This window comes from Kitasatospora sp. NPDC001660 (assembly GCF_053596725.1).
Window position 1 is genome coordinate 62,793 of sequence record NZ_JBSFGU010000013.1, and the last position, 17,091, is coordinate 79,883.

The 17,091-nt window shown below is 75.0% G+C and carries 13 protein-coding genes and 1 pseudogene; 4 read left to right on the forward strand and 10 right to left on the reverse strand.

Annotated features, from left to right (window positions below; genetic code table 11):
* Positions 1 to 42 precede the first annotated feature (42 nt).
* Positions 43 to 720, reverse strand: coding sequence for a LuxR C-terminal-related transcriptional regulator (locus ACWCXH_RS16585; protein ID WP_449802150.1), 678 nt, complete (start codon positions 718 to 720; stop codon positions 43 to 45).
* On the reverse strand, positions 713 to 2,059 hold the full coding sequence (locus ACWCXH_RS16590; RefSeq protein ID WP_449802242.1) for an ATP-binding protein: 1,347 nt from the start codon (positions 2,057 to 2,059) through the stop codon (positions 713 to 715). Before ACWCXH_RS16590 ends, ACWCXH_RS16585 begins: the two co-directional genes overlap by 8 nt.
* Positions 2,060 to 2,318: 259 nt before the next feature.
* On the opposite strand from ACWCXH_RS16590, the gene ACWCXH_RS16595 reads away from it, so the two are divergent.
* Both ACWCXH_RS16595 and ACWCXH_RS16600 read left to right on the forward strand, forming a co-directional pair.
* Complete coding sequence (locus ACWCXH_RS16595) at positions 2,319 to 3,788, forward strand: PspC domain-containing protein (protein WP_449802151.1); 1,470 nt, start codon at positions 2,319 to 2,321, stop codon at positions 3,786 to 3,788.
* Positions 3,785 to 3,994 (forward strand): hypothetical protein, encoded by a 210-nt coding sequence (locus ACWCXH_RS16600; RefSeq protein WP_449802152.1) that lies wholly within the window; start codon positions 3,785 to 3,787, stop codon positions 3,992 to 3,994. The genes ACWCXH_RS16595 and ACWCXH_RS16600 overlap by 4 nt, the downstream gene beginning before the upstream one ends.
* Before the next feature lie 37 nt (positions 3,995 to 4,031).
* On the opposite strand, the gene ACWCXH_RS16605 is transcribed toward ACWCXH_RS16600, so the two are convergent.
* From ACWCXH_RS16605 to ACWCXH_RS16640, 8 genes and pseudogenes are all read right to left on the reverse strand, one after another.
* Positions 4,032 to 4,604 (reverse strand): Rieske 2Fe-2S domain-containing protein, encoded by a 573-nt coding sequence (locus tag ACWCXH_RS16605; RefSeq protein ID WP_449802243.1) that lies wholly within the window; start codon positions 4,602 to 4,604, stop codon positions 4,032 to 4,034.
* A 57-nt stretch (positions 4,605 to 4,661) separates the two neighbouring features.
* Positions 4,662 to 5,168, reverse strand: a pseudogene (locus ACWCXH_RS16610) (DoxX family membrane protein); the annotation flags it as partial.
* 192 nt (positions 5,169 to 5,360) lie between these two features.
* A complete protein-coding gene (gene guaA, locus ACWCXH_RS16615; RefSeq protein ID WP_449802153.1) occupies positions 5,361 to 6,956 on the reverse strand; it encodes a glutamine-hydrolyzing GMP synthase in 1,596 nt (531 codons plus the stop codon).
* 1,001 nt (positions 6,957 to 7,957) lie between these two features.
* A complete protein-coding gene (locus tag ACWCXH_RS16620) occupies positions 7,958 to 9,517 on the reverse strand; it encodes a hypothetical protein (RefSeq protein ID WP_449802154.1) in 1,560 nt (519 codons plus the stop codon).
* A gap of 256 nt (positions 9,518 to 9,773) precedes the next feature.
* Positions 9,774 to 11,564, reverse strand: coding sequence for a GMC oxidoreductase (locus ACWCXH_RS16625; RefSeq protein WP_449802155.1), 1,791 nt, complete (start codon positions 11,562 to 11,564; stop codon positions 9,774 to 9,776).
* 69 nt (positions 11,565 to 11,633) lie between these two features.
* Positions 11,634 to 13,277: a succinic semialdehyde dehydrogenase gene (locus tag ACWCXH_RS16630; protein WP_449802156.1), complete on the reverse strand. Its 1,644-nt coding sequence runs from the start codon at positions 13,275 to 13,277 to the stop codon at positions 11,634 to 11,636.
* A 96-nt stretch (positions 13,278 to 13,373) separates the two neighbouring features.
* Entirely contained in the window at positions 13,374 to 15,182 is a 1,809-nt protein-coding gene (locus ACWCXH_RS16635) for a protein kinase domain-containing protein (protein ID WP_449802157.1), read from the reverse strand.
* A gap of 161 nt (positions 15,183 to 15,343) precedes the next feature.
* Positions 15,344 to 16,435 carry a protein kinase gene (locus ACWCXH_RS16640; RefSeq protein ID WP_449802158.1) on the reverse strand — a complete coding sequence of 364 codons (1,092 nt, stop codon included), beginning with the start codon at positions 16,433 to 16,435 and terminating at the stop codon, positions 15,344 to 15,346.
* A 57-nt stretch (positions 16,436 to 16,492) separates the two neighbouring features.
* On the opposite strand from ACWCXH_RS16640, the gene ACWCXH_RS16645 reads away from it, so the two are divergent.
* Together ACWCXH_RS16645 and ACWCXH_RS16650 are read left to right on the forward strand one after the other, a co-directional pair.
* A complete protein-coding gene (locus tag ACWCXH_RS16645) occupies positions 16,493 to 16,915 on the forward strand; it encodes a hypothetical protein (RefSeq protein WP_449802159.1) in 423 nt (140 codons plus the stop codon).
* Entirely contained in the window at positions 16,915 to 17,082 is a 168-nt protein-coding gene (locus ACWCXH_RS16650; protein WP_449802160.1) for a hypothetical protein, read from the forward strand. Before ACWCXH_RS16645 ends, ACWCXH_RS16650 begins: the two co-directional genes overlap by 1 nt.
* Positions 17,083 to 17,091: the final 9 nt, after the last annotated feature.

Sequence of the window (17,091 nt, forward strand, 5' to 3'; positions counted from 1 at the left end):
CCGTTCGTGCGGGGCCGGCCGGGCGGGCTCGACGGGAGGGGATCAGACCAGGCGGCGCGCGGTGGCCCAGCGGGTGAGCTCGTGCCGGTTGCTCAGCTGGAGCTTGCGCAGGACGGCGGAGACGTGGCTCTCGACCGTCTTCACCGAGATGAACAGCTGCTTGGCGATCTCCTTGTACGCGTACCCGCGCGCGATCAGCCGCAGCACCTCGCGCTCGCGCTGGGTGAGGCGGTCGAGGTCCTCGTCGACCGGCGGGGTGTCGGTGGCGGCGAAGGCGTCCAGCACGAAGCCGGCGAGCCGGGGCGAGAACACCGCGTCGCCGTCGGAGATCCGGAAGATCGCGTTCACCAGGTCGGTCCCGGTGATCGTCTTGGTGACGTAGCCGCGCGCACCGCCGCGGATGACGCCGATGACGTCCTCGGCCGCGTCCGAGACGGACAGCGCCAGGAACTTCACTCCCCCCTGCTCGCCCATCACCCCGGCCGAGCGCCGCAGCACCTCGACACCACCGCCGCCGGGCAGGTGGACGTCGAGGAGCACGACGTCCGGCCTGGTCTCGGCGACCACGCGGACCGCCGACTCGACGTCGTCCGCCTCGCCGACCACGTCGATGCCGGTCTCCGCGGTGCGCCCGATCTCGGCCCGGACCCCGGTCCGGAACATCCGGTGGTCGTCCACCAGCACGACCCGCGCGATGCGGTCCGGCGCTGCCTCAGTCATTCGTTCTCCCCATCTCCAGCTCGACCTCGGTGCCGCCGTCCGGCGCGGGCCGCACCCGGGCGGTGCCGCCGTTGCGCTTCATCCGGCCGATGATCGACTCCCGTACGCCCATCCGGTCCTCGGGCACCGTGTCGGGGTCGAAGCCGGGGCCGTGGTCGCGGACGAACACCGACACCGTCCTCCCCTCCACCTCGGCGTAGACCTGGACCGGTCCCCCGCCACCGTACTTGGCCGCGTTGACGGTCGCCTCCCTCGCGGCCTGCATCTGCGCCGCGATCTTCTCGTCCATCGGGCAGTCGCCGACGATCACGAGCTCGACCGGGACGCCGTGCCGGTCCTCGACCTCGGCGACGACCGCGCGCAGGGTCTCCGCCATGGTCTCCGGCGCGGCCTCGGCGGCGGCCTCCGGGCGGTACAGCCAGAGCCGCAGCTCGCGCTCCTGCGAGCGGGCCAGCCGCAGCACCTCCTTGGGGTCCTCGGCCCGGCGCTGGATCAGGGTCAGGGTGTGCAGCACCGAGTCGTGGATGTGCGCGGCGATCTCGGCGCGCTCCTGGGCGCGGATGCGGGCGGTGCGCTCGGCCCCGAGGTCCTGCCACAGCCGCAGGCCGTACGGGCCGAGCAGCACGAGCACGCCGGCCAGCACCGCGATCGAGGCCTCGATGACCGAGCCGAGCGTCGAGCCGCTGCCCTGCATGGCGAGAAGGGCGATGGTACCGGCGACCGCGAGCAGGACGCCCGCGCCGACCCGGGTGTAGGCGCCGCGCCGCTTCTCGCCCTCCTCCAGGCCGAACCAGCGCTGCCACCGCGAGTCGTCGGCCTGCCGCCACACCAGCGCGACGCCGACGCCGATCGCCAGCAGCGGCCAGGTGTACGGCTTGGCGGTCTGCCAGCCGAGGACGTTGAGCAGGGCGATCACGCCGATCACGAGCATGACCAGTGCGGCGAGCTGGCCGAGCCCGCCCTTGGCGGCCGGCCGGGTGGCGGCCTCGCCCTCGGCGACGGCGCTCTGGACGACCGGCTCGCCCTGGAGGGCGTGCTGGAGCAGCTCGCGCAGCCGGCCGACCCAGCCGCTCCAGCCGGTCTCGCTCCCGGACTTGGTCAGCGGCGCGCTCGGCCCCTGCCACTGCGAGGCGGGCACGAACGTGCCGTTGACGTACAGCCAGTGCGCGCCGCCGCGCTGCGAGGGCTCGCCGATGCCGATCGGCACGACGAACCAGAACGCCGCGTACAGCAGCCCGCCGATCCCCTGCGCGAAGAACAGCAGCACGAACGCCAGCCGCACCCACCGCACCGGCAGCCCGAGGTGCACCGCGAGGCCGTGCGCGACACCGCCGAGCATCCGCCCGTGCGGGCTCCGGTAGAGCCGGCGGTACGGCGGACGGCCGCCGTCCGACGCGTTCGGGTCGCCGCCCGGCGGCGGGGCGTCGGGGGCGAGGGGACGGGGATCGGTACCGGGTGCTGCCACGCCACCGATGGTTCCACGCGGGCGACCGCGGGCGCATCAGGGTGGGTCCCTACCCCTTATCAGGGACAAGTCAGGGTGCGGACAGGGCCGGCACCGGTTGGGCGCGGCGGCGCGGCCCGGGAGGATGGTGCCCATGACCGAGGACCACCGCATCCAGGACGCCGGGCCCGCCGCCCCGCCGGAACCGGACCGCCCGCCGCTGACCCGGGCCGAGCACCACCGCGTGGTGGCCGGCGTCTGCGGCGGCCTCGGGCGGCATCTGGACATCGACCCGGTGGTCTTCCGCGTCGTCACCGTCGTGCTCTGCCTCTCCGGCGGGCTCGGCCTGTTCCTGTACGGCCTGGCCTGGCTGATCGTCCCGACCGAGGGCTCGCCGGACGGCAGGGGCGCCGGCCGCGGCGGCCGCACCGAGCTCCAGCGGGTGCTCACCGGCCGCGTGGACGGCCAGTCGGTCGGCGCGGTCCTCCTGACCGTCATCGGCACCGGGGTGTTCTTCTCCTCGATGGGCGACGGCGACCAGATGTCCCCGCTGCTGCTGCTCGCCGGGCTGGTCTTCCTGGCGGTGCGGTACGACCCGGAGCGCCGCCGGGGCCGGGCCCGTGGACGCCGCCGCGGCGGCCCGTACGACCGCTACTACCCCGAGGCCGAGGCGGCCGGCGCCCCGTACGTCTGGCCCCGGCCGGACGCGCCCGAGGACGAGGCGGCGCGCGCCCGGCACGCCGCCGACCGGGCCGCCGGGACGGTGCCCGCCGACACCCCGGCTCCCGGCCCCACCGGCTACCTGTGGGACCCGCGCCACCCCGAGCGCAACCCGTACGGCGCCACGAGCGCGCAGCCGAAGACCGGCGCGACGCCCCCGTACGGCACCCCGGTGCCGCCGCCCGGCGGGCCGGCCCAGCCCTGGTGGCAGCGCACCGACCTGCCGGAGGGCGACCCGCTGCGCAAGGAACGCCCCGCTGCGCCGCCGGAGCCGGTCGTGGTCCGCCACCCGAAGGAGCGCTCGGCGCTCGGCTTCTTCGGCTTCCTGCTGGCGATCGGCGCGGGCGCCGCGGTGTGGTCCGCCACCGCCGGGCACACCAGCGTCACCGTGGTGGGCGCGACCGTCATGGCGACCGCGCTGCTGGTGGTGGGTCTGACCCTGCTGGTCGGCGCGAAGTTCGGCCGGGCTCGCAAGCTGGCCGCGATCGGCCTGCTGCTCACCCTGGCGCTGGCCTTCGTCGGCCGCTCGCCGGACTCGCTGCAGAACGCCTTCGGCGACCGCACCTGGACGGTCGCCTCGGCATCCCAGCTGAAGGCCGGGTACGGCCTCGGCGCCGGCCAGGCCCGGCTCGACCTGAGCAAGCTCGACCCCGCCGGGGCCGACCTCTCCAGCCGGGTGGAGATCGGTGCGGGCGACCTGACGGTCGTGGTGCCGTCCGACGTCACCGTGAACGTGGTCACCCGGATGGCGCTCGGCAACATCACCATCCCCGGCAGCGACCGGAACGACAGCACCGGCCGGCACACCTACGAGATCCACCCCGGCACCGACCGGCCGTCCAAGGGCACGCTCGACCTCATGCTGGAGGTCGGGCTCGGCAACATCAAGGTGGTCCAGCAGTGAGGAAGCACCGGATCGACCTGTTCTCGCTGATCGCGGGCGCGCTGTTCACCGTGATCGCGGTGGTCTACCTGGCCGCGGCGGTCAACGACCAGTCGGTGAACGGACGGATCGTCATCCCCGTCGCCTTCATCGTGCTCGGCGCCGGCGGCCTGGCCGGCGCGGTCGCGGCGGTGGCCCGCCGCGGCCGGTCCAACGGCGAGGAGTAGCCCGCAAGTCCCGGGAAGGGCCCGGTCCGCGGGCGGCTCAGCTCTGCTGCGGGCCGAGGTTCAGCGTGTCGCCGCTCCTCGTGACGGTGTACTTCGTGAGCGGCTTCCTGGCCGGCCCGTTGACCACCGCGCCGGTGGCCGCGTCGAACCGGGAGCCGTGGCACGGGCAGTACAGCTGGCCGTTCTTCGGGGCGTCCACCGCGCAGCCGGAGTGCGTGCAGACCGACGAGAGGCCGCAGTACTGGCCGGCCTTGGGCTGGACGATGTAGACGGCGTCGCCCGTCGCCGGGTCCTTGACCTGGGCCGAGCCGCCGACCGGCACGTTCGCGGCGGGCACCGAGGGGGCCTGACCGGCGGGCCCGGAAGGGGTCGGCGCGGCGGGCCCGGAAGGGGTCGGCGCGGCGGGCCCGGAAGGGGTCGGCGCGGCGGACACGGAAGGGGTCGGCGCGGCGGACACGGAAGGGGTCGGCGCGGCGGACACGGAAGGGGTGGCGACCGGGGCCGCGGACTGCTTCGGCGCCGCCGTCCTGTCCCGTCCGAAGGTCCGGGTGAGCGAGCCGGTGAGCAGCCCGGCGCCGCCGATCGCGACGGCGGCGATCCCGCCGTCCATCAGGGACCGGCGCCGCACGTGCTCCTCGCTCAGCCCGCGCTCGCGGTCCAGCCCGGCGCGCCGCGCGAGGTAGCCGTCCACCGACAGCTCCGGGGTGCCGGCCAGCAGGAGCGGCGTCCAGGCCAGCAGGTAGCCCAGGTCGTTGCCGAGGTAGTACGGCGAGACGTTCCAGCTGACGGTCAGCCAGAGGCTGAGGCTGATCGCCGCGCCGCCGAGCGCCGCGACCCGGCCCCACAGACCGAGCAGCGTGCCGAGGCCGACCGCGAGCTCTCCGAAGGCGATGACGAGCGCGAACAGGGTCGGCGCGTCCAGGGCCGGGCCGAGCAGGAAGGAGATCGGGCTGGCGGCCCTGACCGCTTCGGTCTGCGAGACGAACGACGCCGGATCGCCCGCCCCGGCCAGGTAGTGCGCGTCGGACAGCTTGTCGAGGGCCGCGTACACGAAGGTGACGCCGAGGAAGAGCCGCAGCGGCACCATCGCGAACCGGGTCGCGAACGCCCGCCACCGGGCCGCCCGGTCCGCCACTCCCCCGTCGGCCGCCACGGAGTTGCTGGCCTCCGACATGCCTCACACCTTCCCTCGCGCCTGCCGCTCCTGACAGGTCCGGTCCGCATTCTGCCCGCTCGTGAACGCTTTCGGTGGGAGGTCCGCCCTTCGGGAACCCCCGGAACCCCGAACGGCCGCGCCGCCGCTCCCTCGACCACGGGAACGACGGCGCGGCCGTTCAGGCTCCGGCCGGGCGGCCGGCGGGAGTGCTCACTCCCACTCGATGGTGCCCGGCGGCTTGCTGGTGACGTCCACGACGACGCGGTTCACGTCGCGGACCTCGTTGGTGATGCGGGTGGAGATCTTGGCCAGCACGTCGTACGGCAGGCGCGACCAGTCGGCGGTCATGGCGTCCTCGGACGAGACCGGACGCAGCACGATCGGGTGACCGTAGGTGCGGCCGTCGCCCTGCACGCCCACGCTGCGCACGTCGGCGAGCAGCACGACCGGGCACTGCCAGATCTCGCGGTCCAGGCCGGCCGCGGTCAGCTCCTCGCGGGCGATCGCGTCGGCCTCGCGGAGCAGGTCCAGGCGCTCCTTGGTGACCTCCCCGACGATCCGGATGCCGAGGCCCGGGCCCGGGAACGGCTGGCGCTGGACGATCTCCTCCGGCAGGCCGAGCTCCTGGCCGACCATCCGGACCTCGTCCTTGAACAGCTTGCGCAGCGGCTCGACCAGCTGGAACTGCAGGTCCTCGGGCAGACCGCCGACGTTGTGGTGGGACTTGATGTTGGCGGTGCCGGTGCCGCCGCCGGACTCCACCACGTCCGGGTACAGGGTGCCCTGGACCAGGAAGTCGACCGACTCGCCGTGCTCGCCGGCCTCGGCGATGATCTCGGCCTGGGCCTGCTCGAAGACCCGGATGAACTCGCGGCCGATGATCTTGCGCTTCTCCTCGGGGTCGGTGACGCCCTTCAGCGCGTTCAGGAAGCGCTCGGACGCGTCGACGACCTTCAGCTGCACGCCGGTGGCCGCGACGAAGTCCTTCTCGACCTGCTCGGTCTCGCCCTTGCGCATCAGGCCGTGGTCGACGTAGACGCAGGTCAGCTGGTCACCGATGGCCTTGTTGACCAGGGCCGCGGCGACCGCGGAGTCCACGCCGCCGGACAGGCCGCAGATCGCGCGCTTGGTGCCGACCTGCTCGCGGATCAGCGCGACCTGCTCCTCGACGACGTTGCCGGTCGTCCAGGTCGGGGCGATGCCCGCGCCGCGGTAGAGGAAGTGCTCCAGGATCTGCTGGCCGTGGTCGGAGTGCAGCACCTCGGGGTGGTACTGGACGCCGTAGAGCCGGGCCTCGTCGTTCTCGAAGGCCGCGACCGGCACCACGTCGGTGGAGGCGGTGACCGTGAAACCCTCGGGCGCGGCGGAGCAGGCGTCGCCGTGCGACATCCACACCGAGTGCTTCGCCGGGACGCCCTCGAACAGGGTGGAGCCGGTGCGGCTGACGGTCAGCGGAGTGCGGCCGTACTCGCGGGCGCCGCTGTTGTCGACGGTGCCACCGAGCGTCTTGGCCATCAGCTGGAAGCCGTAGCACATGCCGAACACCGGGACGCCGGCCTCGAAGATCGCGCGGTCGAGCTGCGGCGCGCCCTCCTCGTAGACCGACGACGGGCCGCCGGACAGGATGATCGCCTTCGGGTTCTTGGCGAGCATCTCGGCGACCGGCATGGAGCTCGGCACGATCTCGCTGTAGACCCGGGCCTCACGCACCCGGCGGGCGATGAGCTGGGCGTACTGGGCACCGAAGTCGACGACCAGCACGGTGTCGGTCTCAGGTACGGACTGGACGGGAATTGCAGCGGACACAGACGGCCTTCCGGCAGCGGTATCGAGGGTGTCGCGCGGTGCGCGACCCTGGCGGGGCCGCGACGGCGACGGGTGGGGGTGTCTGAACACCGATTCTACCGGGCTGCCCGGTTTCACTCGTCTGCACGTCCAAACGACCGTGACCGGGCGGGCCCGCGCTTCGTTGCTTCTGACGACGTACGACCGCGCCGCGTCCGCCAGACGCGCCGCCTCCGCCCCGGGCGCGGGGCGCCGCCGCACGTCACGCAGGACCACGCGTGGAGCTCCACTCCAGTCCGCCGGCGCACGTGGCGCCGCCGCTGTTCCGGCCCGGCCGGGCGCGGCGCGCCGTGGGACCGTGCGCGGGTGCCGCGGCCGGCCAGCAGGGGACAGCGACCCCGGCCGCGACTGGAGCACGGGGTGGGGCGGCCGGCCCCGGGGACGCCCGGGCCGGCCGCCGCACCCCGGCACGACCCCGGGTGCGCGCCCCGGGCGCACGCCCCTCACCGTTTCGCGCCGCTACGCGCGTCCCCGTGCGCCGCGACCGACCGAACCGCTACGCACCGTGATCATCTGCGGGGCGAAGCGGAGCTCACCACCGCAAAATGGACCGGGCCGAAGTGTGCCGAACCGGTTGCAGACCGAGCCCTCCGTCCAGCACGATGCTTCGTGGAAACGGTTCTCCCGGCGGCCGACGGCTCACCGCGGAGACCGGGACCGCTGCCGCCGCGACCCGGGGCGGCAGCGGTTTTCACCTCACGCTCCGTGAGCGAATGTCCGGCGCAGGCATGCGCGCCGACCCGCCGCACCGCGAGCGTGCGCGCCCCGCGCCGCCGGCCACCCACGCCGGAGCCGCACCCGGCGCGACCCCGAAGCCAACCGAACGACGGCGCTCCTCCCCCGGCGCCGTCACCTCCAGCACCGGCGCAGCCCTGACGCCGCGTGCTGAGCGACAAAGGGCCCCGTTCCCCCGCGGGGCCCTTTGCCCTGTCCGTCCCGGCCCATCCGGACCGGGGCCCGCGCTACGGGTGGTCGCGCCAGACGCTCGGGTCGACCGGATTCCCGCCGTCCTGGGGGCGTACGGGCGGCTCACCCGCTCCGGCCGCCGGCGCGAGCGGCCCGTCGTGCGAGCCGACCACGTCGCTCACCCCGGCCTCCGGCCGGTACGGCCCGGGCTCGCCGCCGCCGTACCCGTACGGAGCGCTCTGCGGCGGGACCGCAGCCCCGTACTGGACACCCGCGGCGCCCCGGCCGCCGGCCATGGCGGACAGCACCGGCGCCAGCACCAGCGCGCCGATCACCGCCCAGATCGCGTTGGCCGCGAGCAGCGTCCCGAACACCAGGCTCACCGAGTAGTCGCCGCCGGCCGGGCCGGTGCGCGTCGGCGCGGCGCCGAGGGCCGTGACCGCGCCGCCGGACAGCACCATGAGCAGGGTCAGTCCGGCCGCGTACACCACCGCCAGCCGGATCCGGTCGGCCGCGTCGAGCCGGCGGCGGTGGGCCGTCCAGGCCAGCAGGGCCACCGCGGCGACGGCCAGCAGGCCGGTGAAGCGCCAGGCCACGGTCTCGCCGTGCAGGTCGAAGAAGGAGAACTCCTGGACGCCCGGGTACCCGCCGTCCGCGGAGCTCCAGCCCGCGCTCCGGGCGGCGGGCTCGCCCCCGCCCCGGAGCGTCGCCCCCGAGCCGATGCCGATCAGCAACAGCCCGAGGTTGGGCAGGAAGGCCAGCGACACCGCGGTCTGCCAGCCCTCGCCGTATGCCGCGACCAGGATGAACGCCACCACCGCGGCGATCCCGACCAGCAGCGCGAGCACCTGGCCGGCCGCCAGCGCCGCCACCGCCCAGCCGCGGATCGTCCGGTTGCGCCAGGCCGCCCAGCGCAGCGCGTCGGTGCCGTACACGGCGAACGCGACCAGCCCGGCGAGCAGCGCGCTCCAGCCGACCGCCTCCGGCCAGCCGGCGTCCGCGGTGTACGTGATCGGCGACTGCCGCCCGAACCCGGTGGCGGCGCCGGGCAGGTACGGGCTCCAGCTCGCCCCGGCGAGCAGGCCGAGCAGCAGCGTCACCGCCGCCGCGGCCACCGCGGTGCGCACCGCCTCGCCGGCCGCCTGGCCGCGGGTCATCTGCTGGGCCGTCCTCGCCTGCCGACGGCGGGAGAGCGACCGCAGGCCGAGCCAGAGCGCGAGCAGCCAGAGCACGGTGACGCTCAGCGGGAGCAGCCTCGCCGTCGTCCCGACGCCGCTGTCGGTGTTCCGCCAGTGGATCGCGTAGGCGAGCTTGAACGGGGCGCCGAGCGCGCCGAGCGCCATCGCGAGGGCCGCGCCGTAGCGCTCGCCGAACCCGGGGACCTGGACCACGTAACCGGGGTCGCCGTAGTCGCTCGGGATCGCCGCGATCAGCGCGGCGACCAGCAGGACGACGGTCGGCGCGCACAGCGCGACGAGCGCCGGGCGCCAGTCCGTGCCGGTCAGCCAGCGCAGGCCGGGCGACTGCCCGGCCGCCGGGTCGTGCGGCCGCCCGGCGCCCCAGACGCCCAGCGAGGGCGCCCCGGAGCCGGGCGGCAGCGGGGGCGGCGGCGGCACGGCGGACGGTCCGTACGACGGCGGGGGCGGTGCGGCGGGCGGTGGCGGCGGCGGTGGCGGCGCCGACGGCCGGCCGCACGCGGCACAGGCGGGCGCCCCCTCCACCGAAGCCGCGCCGCACGATGCGCAGATGGCCATGAACCGCGTTCCCCCCGCTCGACGAGTTCCCTGGTCCCCAGGGAGCCCGTTTATCCCATCGGATCCGAACGGATGTCAACCAGCGTCCAAGCCCGGCGTGTTGATCTCCCGCCGAGCGTCAGCCGCGCTTCTTCGGCACTTCCGGCACGGGCAGCAGCGGCAGCCACAGCGCCCCGAACGCGTCCTCCGGCACGGCCGGCCGCACCGGCGCCACGGCGGCGATCCGGCGGTACTCCGCGCCCTGCTCCGGCCGCGGGTCGGCGTCGCCCTTGTTGGGCCACATCGACATGGCCCGCTCGGCCTGCGCGGTGATCGTCAGCGAGGGGTTGACGCCGAGGTTGGCGGAGACGGCCGCACCGTCCACGACGCTGATCCCCGGGTGCCCGTACAGCCGGTGGTACGGGTCGACCACGCCCGTCTCGGCGGTGTCGCCGATCGGGCAGCCGCCGAGGAAGTGCGCGGTCATCGGGATGTCGAAGATCTCGCCGGCGGAGCTGCCGGCGAAGCCGTTGATCTCCTCGGCGAGCGCCCGGGCACCCTGCTCGGCGGCCGGGATCCAGGTCGGGTTGGGCGCGCCGTGGCCCTGGGTGGAGGTCAGCCGGGCCTTGCCGAGCAGGTCCTTCTTCAGCGAGACGGTGATCGAGTTGTCCAGCGACTGCATCACCAGGCCGATGATCGTCCGCTCCGACCAGCGGTGCTTGTTCATCGAGCGCGCGAAGGTCACCGGGTGGCGCACCGAGCCGCCCAGGTAGCGCAGCCAGCGCGGGATCCGCCCGGCGCCCTTGACCTGGGCGATCGACAGCGCGCCCATCGCGTTCGAACCCTTGCCGTAACGGACCGGCTCGATGTGGGTGTCGGCGTCCGGGTGGATCGAGGAGGTGATCGCGACACCCTTGGTGAAGTCCGCGCGGGCACCGTACCGCCGGTCGGTGGTCTGCGCGCCCACCAGCGCCTCGGAGTTGGTCCGGGTCAGCTCGCCGAGCCGGGCCGAGAGTCGGGGCAGGTGGCCGTCCGCGCGCATCCGGTGCAGCAGCGACTGGGTGCCGTAGGTGCCGGCCGCGACCACCACCCGGGCGGCGGTGACGGTCCGCGCGCCCGCCTTCACCCGGTCCGTCTTCGAGCGGGAGTCGGTGCGGCGCACGTCCACCGCGAAGCCCTGGCCGTGCTCCCGGATCCGGGCCACCGTGGTGAGCGGGTGGATCTCCGCGCCGCCCTTCTCGGCCAGGTACAGGTAGTTCTCGGTGAGCATGTTCTTGGCGCCGTGCCGGCAGCCGGTCATGCACTCGCCGCACTCGACGCAGGCCTTGCGGGCCGGGCCGGCGCCGCCGAAGTACGGGTCGGCGACCTCCTCCCCGGGCGCGGCCTTGGCCGTGCCGTCGGTGTCCTTGCCGTCCCCGAAGAAGACCCCGACCGGGGCCATGTGGAAGGTGTCCCCGACGCCCATCTTCTCGGCCGCCGCCCTGAGGTGGACGTCGGACGGCGTGACGGTCGGGTTGAGCCGCACCCCGAGCATCCGCTGCGCCTGGTCGTAGAACGGCGCCAACTCCTCCTGCCAGTCGGCGATGTGGCGCCACTGGCGGTCCTCGAAGAACGCCTTCGGCGGGACGTACAGGGTGTTGGCGTAGTTCAGCGAGCCGCCGCCGACCCCGGCGCCGGCCAGGATCAGCACGTTGGCCAGCAGGTGGATCCGCTGGATGCCGTACAGGCCGAGCGCCGGCGCCCACAGGTAGTTCGGCAGGTCCCAGGAGTTCTTCGGCAGTTCGTCGCGGTCGAAGCGCCGCCCGGCCTCCAGGACGGCCACCCGGTAGCCCTTCTCGGTCAGCCGCAGCGCGGCGACCGAGCCGCCGAAGCCGGAGCCGACCACGACCACGTCGTAGTCGAACTCGCCCTGTACCGGGGACCCCGCCATCTGCCACTGCTCCTTAAACGTCCGAACCTGCTTGTGGTGCCCGCGAGTCGGTCCCGACACGACCCGCGCCTACTTGAAGCGCAGCGCCTTCAGCGCCCGCAGCCCGCCGGTGAACACCGCCGCGAACTGCCGGTCGTCGAGCCCGAGCGAGGGCGCGAGCGGGAGCAGCCGCTGGGTCGCGATGGTCTGCGCCTCGGTGAACCGCAGGATGCCCTCCGCGCCGTGCCGCCGGCCGAGCCCGGAGTCGCCCATCCCGCCCATCGGCGAGGCGACCGAGCCGTACGCGGCGGCGTACGCCTCGTTGACGTTGACCGTGCCGGTGCGCAGCCGGGCCGCGACCGCCCGCCCGCGGCGCAGGTCCCGGGTCCAGACACTGGAGTTGAGGCCGTACGGGGTCGCGTTCGCGGCGGCCACCGCCTCGTCCTCGGTGTCGAAGCGGTAGACCGAGACGACCGGGCCGAAGGTCTCCTCGCCGCAGACCGCCATGTCCGGGGTGACGCCGTCGAGGATGGTCGGCTCGTGGAAGAACGGGCCGAGGTCGGGCCGGGCGCGGCCGCCGGCCAGCACGGTGGCGCCGGCCTTGACGGCCTCCTCGACGTGCCGGGTAGTGGTGTCCAGCTGGCGGGCCGAGACCAGCGAGCCCATGTCGGCGCCGTACGCGAGGCCGCCGCCCAGGCGCAGGTTGCGGGTGCGCTCGGCGAACTTCTCCAGGAAGGCGTCGGCGACCGAGCGGTGCACCATGAGGCGCTCGATGGAGATGCAGAGCTGCCCGGCGGAGGAGAAGCAGGCCCGCACGGCGCCCGCCGCGGCCCGGTCGAGGTCGGCGTCGGAGAGCACCAGCATGGCGTTCTTTCCGCCGAGTTCGAGCGAGGCGCCGACCAGCCGGGCGGCGGCGCGCCGGGCGACGTCGCGGCCGGTGCGGGTCGAGCCGGTGAACGAGACGTAGTCGGCGTGCTCGACCACGGCCGGGCCGATCACCGGTCCGTCGCCGATCACGACCTGCCACAGGTCGGCCGGCAGCCCGGCCTCGACGAGCAGCTCGCGGGCCCACAGCGCGGTGAGGGCGGTCTGCGTGTCCGGCTTGTTGACCACGGCGTTGCCGGCCACGAAGGCGGGCAGGGCGTCGCCGACGGACAGCTCCAGCGGGTAGTTCCACGGCGAGACGTGGCCGATCACGCCCTTGGGGCGGCGGGCCTCGATCGCCTGGGTGAGCACCGGCAGCGCGCCGCCGTGCCGCTTGTCGCGCAGGTACCCGTGCGCGGCGCGCCCGTAGTGCCGGGCGGCCATGGCGACGGCGAGCACCTCCTCGAAGGCGTGCAGCCGGGCCTTGCCGGTCTCGGCCTGGATCAGGTCGAGGACCTCGTCCTGCCGCTTGAGCAGCAGGTCGTGGAAGCGCAGCAGGACGGCGGCGCGGCGGCGGACCGGCAGCGCGGCCCAGGCCGACTGGGCGCGGCGGGCCAGCTGGAAGGCCACCTCGACGTCGGCCGGGGTGGACCGCGGCAGGCTCGCCAGCCGCTCGCCGGTCAGCGGGGCCACGGTCTCCACCACGCTGGGTTCGCCGGTCGCGGTGACACCGCCGGCCAGCCGGGCCACCAGGGACGGCGGGACGGCGCCGGCGACGGTCCGGCCGCCGCCGGGGGCGGCCGGGTTGCCGCCCGCGGGAGCGGTGCCGGGGTGTTCGGTGGCCGCTGCGTCTGCTGTGAGGTCCGACATACGGCGCAGCCTAGGCGCTCGGCGGCCGGTTCGGTACCCGTCGGTAACAACAATCTGCCGGTACCGGACGGACCGGGCGCGACCCGGGTCCGGCGTTCAGCGGGTCGGCGTGAAGTGGTTCAGCACCGTGGTGAAGCGCTGGTAGGCCTCGTTCCATTCGTTGCCCTTCTCCGGGCTGGACGAGTAGATCGCGTAGGCGGTGCCGTCCTCGTCGATGAACTCGGTCTCGATCGCGTGTCGGCGGCCGCCCTCCTTGGCCGCGTAGCTGAACTCCCAGACGGCCGCCTCGTGGCCGTTCACCGCGGTGCTCGCCATCCTGTGCTGCTTGTAGTCCTTCTGCGCCTTGGAGACGCTGGCCTCCATCTCCCGCATGTGCTCCAGCGGCTTGACCGACTGGCCGACGGTGACCGCGAACTGCAGGTAGTGCACCTTGCCGTCGGGGCTGTAGAAGATCTGGTTGCTGTCGGTCCCGAGGATGCGCTGCCAGGCCGGGTTCGCGGCCGGCAGCGGGAAGCGGAATCCGGCCTGGTCCTCCACCCACTGATAGCCGGCGGGCGCCGGATCGCCGCTCGCCGAGGCGCTCGGCTCCGGCTCGGCCGGGGTGGTCACGGCGGGCGTCGCCGGGTCGTCGCCGCCGGGGCCGGCGGCGTGCCGGGTGGCGAGGAAGGTGGCCACGGCCGCGATCAGGCCGACGGCCACCGCGATGCCGACGATCTTCGCCATGCTGCGGCGTCTGGCCGGTCCCCGCGCGGGCGTAATGGTGTGCGGGACCGGCGCGACGGGCCCAGTGGGCGCCCCCGCCATGACCGACGCGCCCGCCTGAGCGCCCGCGACGGGGGCGTGCGACGCGGTCACCGAGCTGCCGGCCGAGGCGTTCGCCGTGGTGACGGACGTCTGCTCCGAACGCGCGTCGGTCGCCTCCGCGGCATCGTCCGACCCGGCGCCCGCGGCGCCGGCGTCCGGACCGGCGTCACCGGTACCGCCGGTCGCGTCGCCGCGGTCCACGACGGGCACCGACATCGTCGGCGTCCGGACCGGCGCGACCGGCTTCAGGCCGATCGTGTGCCCGGCCTGCACCTCGGCCAGCATCCGGGCCGCCTCGTCCGCGCCCGGCCGGTCGGCCGGGTCCTTGGCCATCAGCGCGGCCAGCACCGGCCCGAGCGGCCCGGCCCGGCGCGGCTCCGGCAGCGGCTCGCCCACGACCGCGGCCAGCGTGGTGATCGGCGAGGTCCGGCGGAACGGCGACTGGCCCTCGACGGCCGCGTACAGCGTCGCCCCGAGGCCCCACAGGTCGGAGGCCGGCCCGGGCCGCTCACCCTGGGCGCGCTCCGGCGCGAGGTAGTCCGGCGAGCCGACGAGATCGCCGGGCCGGGTCAGCTCGGCGGAGCCCTCGTACGTCGCGATCCCGAAGTCCAGCAGGACGACCCGGCCGGTGCCGCGCTCCAGCAGCACGTTGGCCGGCTTCACGTCCCGGTGCAGCACGCCCAGCTGGTGCCCGCGGTGCAGCGCGGCCAGCACCTGGCTGCCGACCTCGGCGGCGGCGCGCGGCTGGAGGGTGCCGTCCTGGCTGATCACGTCGGCCAGCGAGCGGCCGTCGACCAGTTCCATCACGATCCACGGCCGGCCGTCCTGCTCCAGCACGTCGTGCACGGTGATGACGCCGGGGTGCTTGATCCGGGCCGCCGCGCTCGCCTCGCGCTTCATCCGGGCGTGCAGGATCTGCAGCTCCTCCTCGGGGAGGTGGTTGACGGTCAGTTCCTTGACCGCGACCTCGCGGTCCAGCATCCGGTCCCAGGCCCGCCACACGGTGCCCATACCGCCGCGGCCGAGCCGCTCGCCCAGCTCGTACCGCCCGGCCAGCAGCCGCTCCGTCTCGGCCGTCTCCGGCCGGTCCTGCACGCCCATCGGCGACCGCTCCCCCTCGCTTCAAAGCTGCCGTCACTGCGACGGAGGGCCTGGTGCAGACCACTGTTCGAACAAATCCCACGCACACATTAGGCCTACCGCGCCGACCCCGGTAATCTCCCCGGTCCACCGCGTCGGCGAACCCGGAGCGGGCGGGGCCGTCAGCCCGCGAACAGCACCACGGCGGTCACCCCCAGCACCAGCAGCAGGAAGACGCCTCCGACCAGCAGCGGCCCCAGCAGGGCGGGGGGTATCCGGGGCGGCCGGCCCCCGTCCGTCCGCTCCGGCCGGCCGGCGGACGGCGCGGCGGCGCCCCGGCCGCGTCCGCGCGAGGACTTCACCAGCGGCCCGTCCGGCCGCAGCACGACGTCCCGCGGCGCCCGCTCACCGCCGGTCGGCTCCGGCGCGCCCGCCAGCAGCGCCGCCAGCTCCCGGCGGACGGCGTCGGCGGTCGGCCGCAGCACCGGATCGGGCTGGAGCAGCCGCTCGACGACCGGCGCCAGCGGCCCGCAGAGCGCCGACGGCTCGCGCCGCCCGTCCCGTACGGCCGTCACCAGCTCCGGCACCCCGCCCTCGGGGTACGGCGAGCGCCCGGTGACCAGCCGCTGCAGCAGCACCCCGAGCGCCCAGCAGTCGCCGGCCGGGCCGCCGTCCAACGGCCAGCGCTCCGCCACCGGGCCGACCAGGGTGGCCCGCACCTCGTACCGGCGGCGCCCGCCGGGGCCGCCGAGGTCCTCGGCCAGTACCTCCTCGGCCACCCCGGACAGCAGCCCGCCGAGCATCGCCGCGCCGTCCTCGCAGACCAGCACCGACTCGGCGGTCAGGTTGCCGTGGCTGAGTCCGGCCTCGTGCAGCGAGCGCAGCGCGCCCGCCAGGTCCGCCGCCAGCTCGGCCGCCCGGTAGGGCGGCACCGGCCCGTCCGCCGCGAGTTCGGCCAGCGGTACCCCGGCCGGCCGCTCCTCGACCGTCCAGAGCAACTCGTCGTCGACGAAAGCCCCGACCCCGCGCAGCAGCCGCGGGTGCCAGGTCGGCGCCGCCGAGCCGACCGCCGCGACCCGCCGGACCAGCCGGTCGGCCTGCGCCGGCGTCCCGTCCTCCGGGTCGTGGCCGCCGGTCAGCAGCACGGGCAGCTCCAGGGCGCGCAGCAGCACCGGCTCGCCGGTGCCCTCGTCCACCGCGACCGCACGCAGCGGCCCGGGACGGTCCGTCAGCCGGTAACGCCCCGCCAGCACCTGCCCCGGGCCCGCTCGCATGCCAGTTCCTCTCGCTCACCGAGCAGCCTACTGAGCGGCTCCTTCAGGCTCGATCCCATGGACTGGACCGGTCCGATCGACGCCGCCGTCCGAGTCTCCGGCAACGGCAGGGGCAACCAGGCGACGCGGGCCGAGGTCGTGCGCACCGTCGAGGCGACCGTGACCGACGGCGAACAGCCTGTCACCTCCACCGACGGGCGCCGTCCCGACCGCTTCCGCAAGGGCGCGCTCGTCCTGACCATCCACCGGCTGCTCTTCCTGAGAGACGGGAAACCACCGGTGCCGGTTCCGCTTGCCGCCGTCACCGACGCGGCCGTGGCACGGACCAGGCTCAACGGCGACGTGCTGACGGTCGTCGCGCTGACCGGCCCGCACCGCTTCGAGGACGTGGCCGGGGCCGGGGAGTCCGCGAGCAGATCAGGGCTGCCGCCCGGACCGCCCGGACCGCCCGGACCGCCCGGACCGCCCGGACCGCCCTGATGCCGGCCCCCGCGGCGCCCGCCGCCGCACCGTCCGGCTCCGCCCCCAAGGAGCCCGGCGCCGGCGAACAACTCCACCGCCGACTGGAGCGGTTGGCCGCCCTGCACCGCTCCGGGGCGCTCACCGGCGAGGAGTTCGCCAAGGCCGAGGAGCGCCCGCTCGGCTGACCGCCGCGC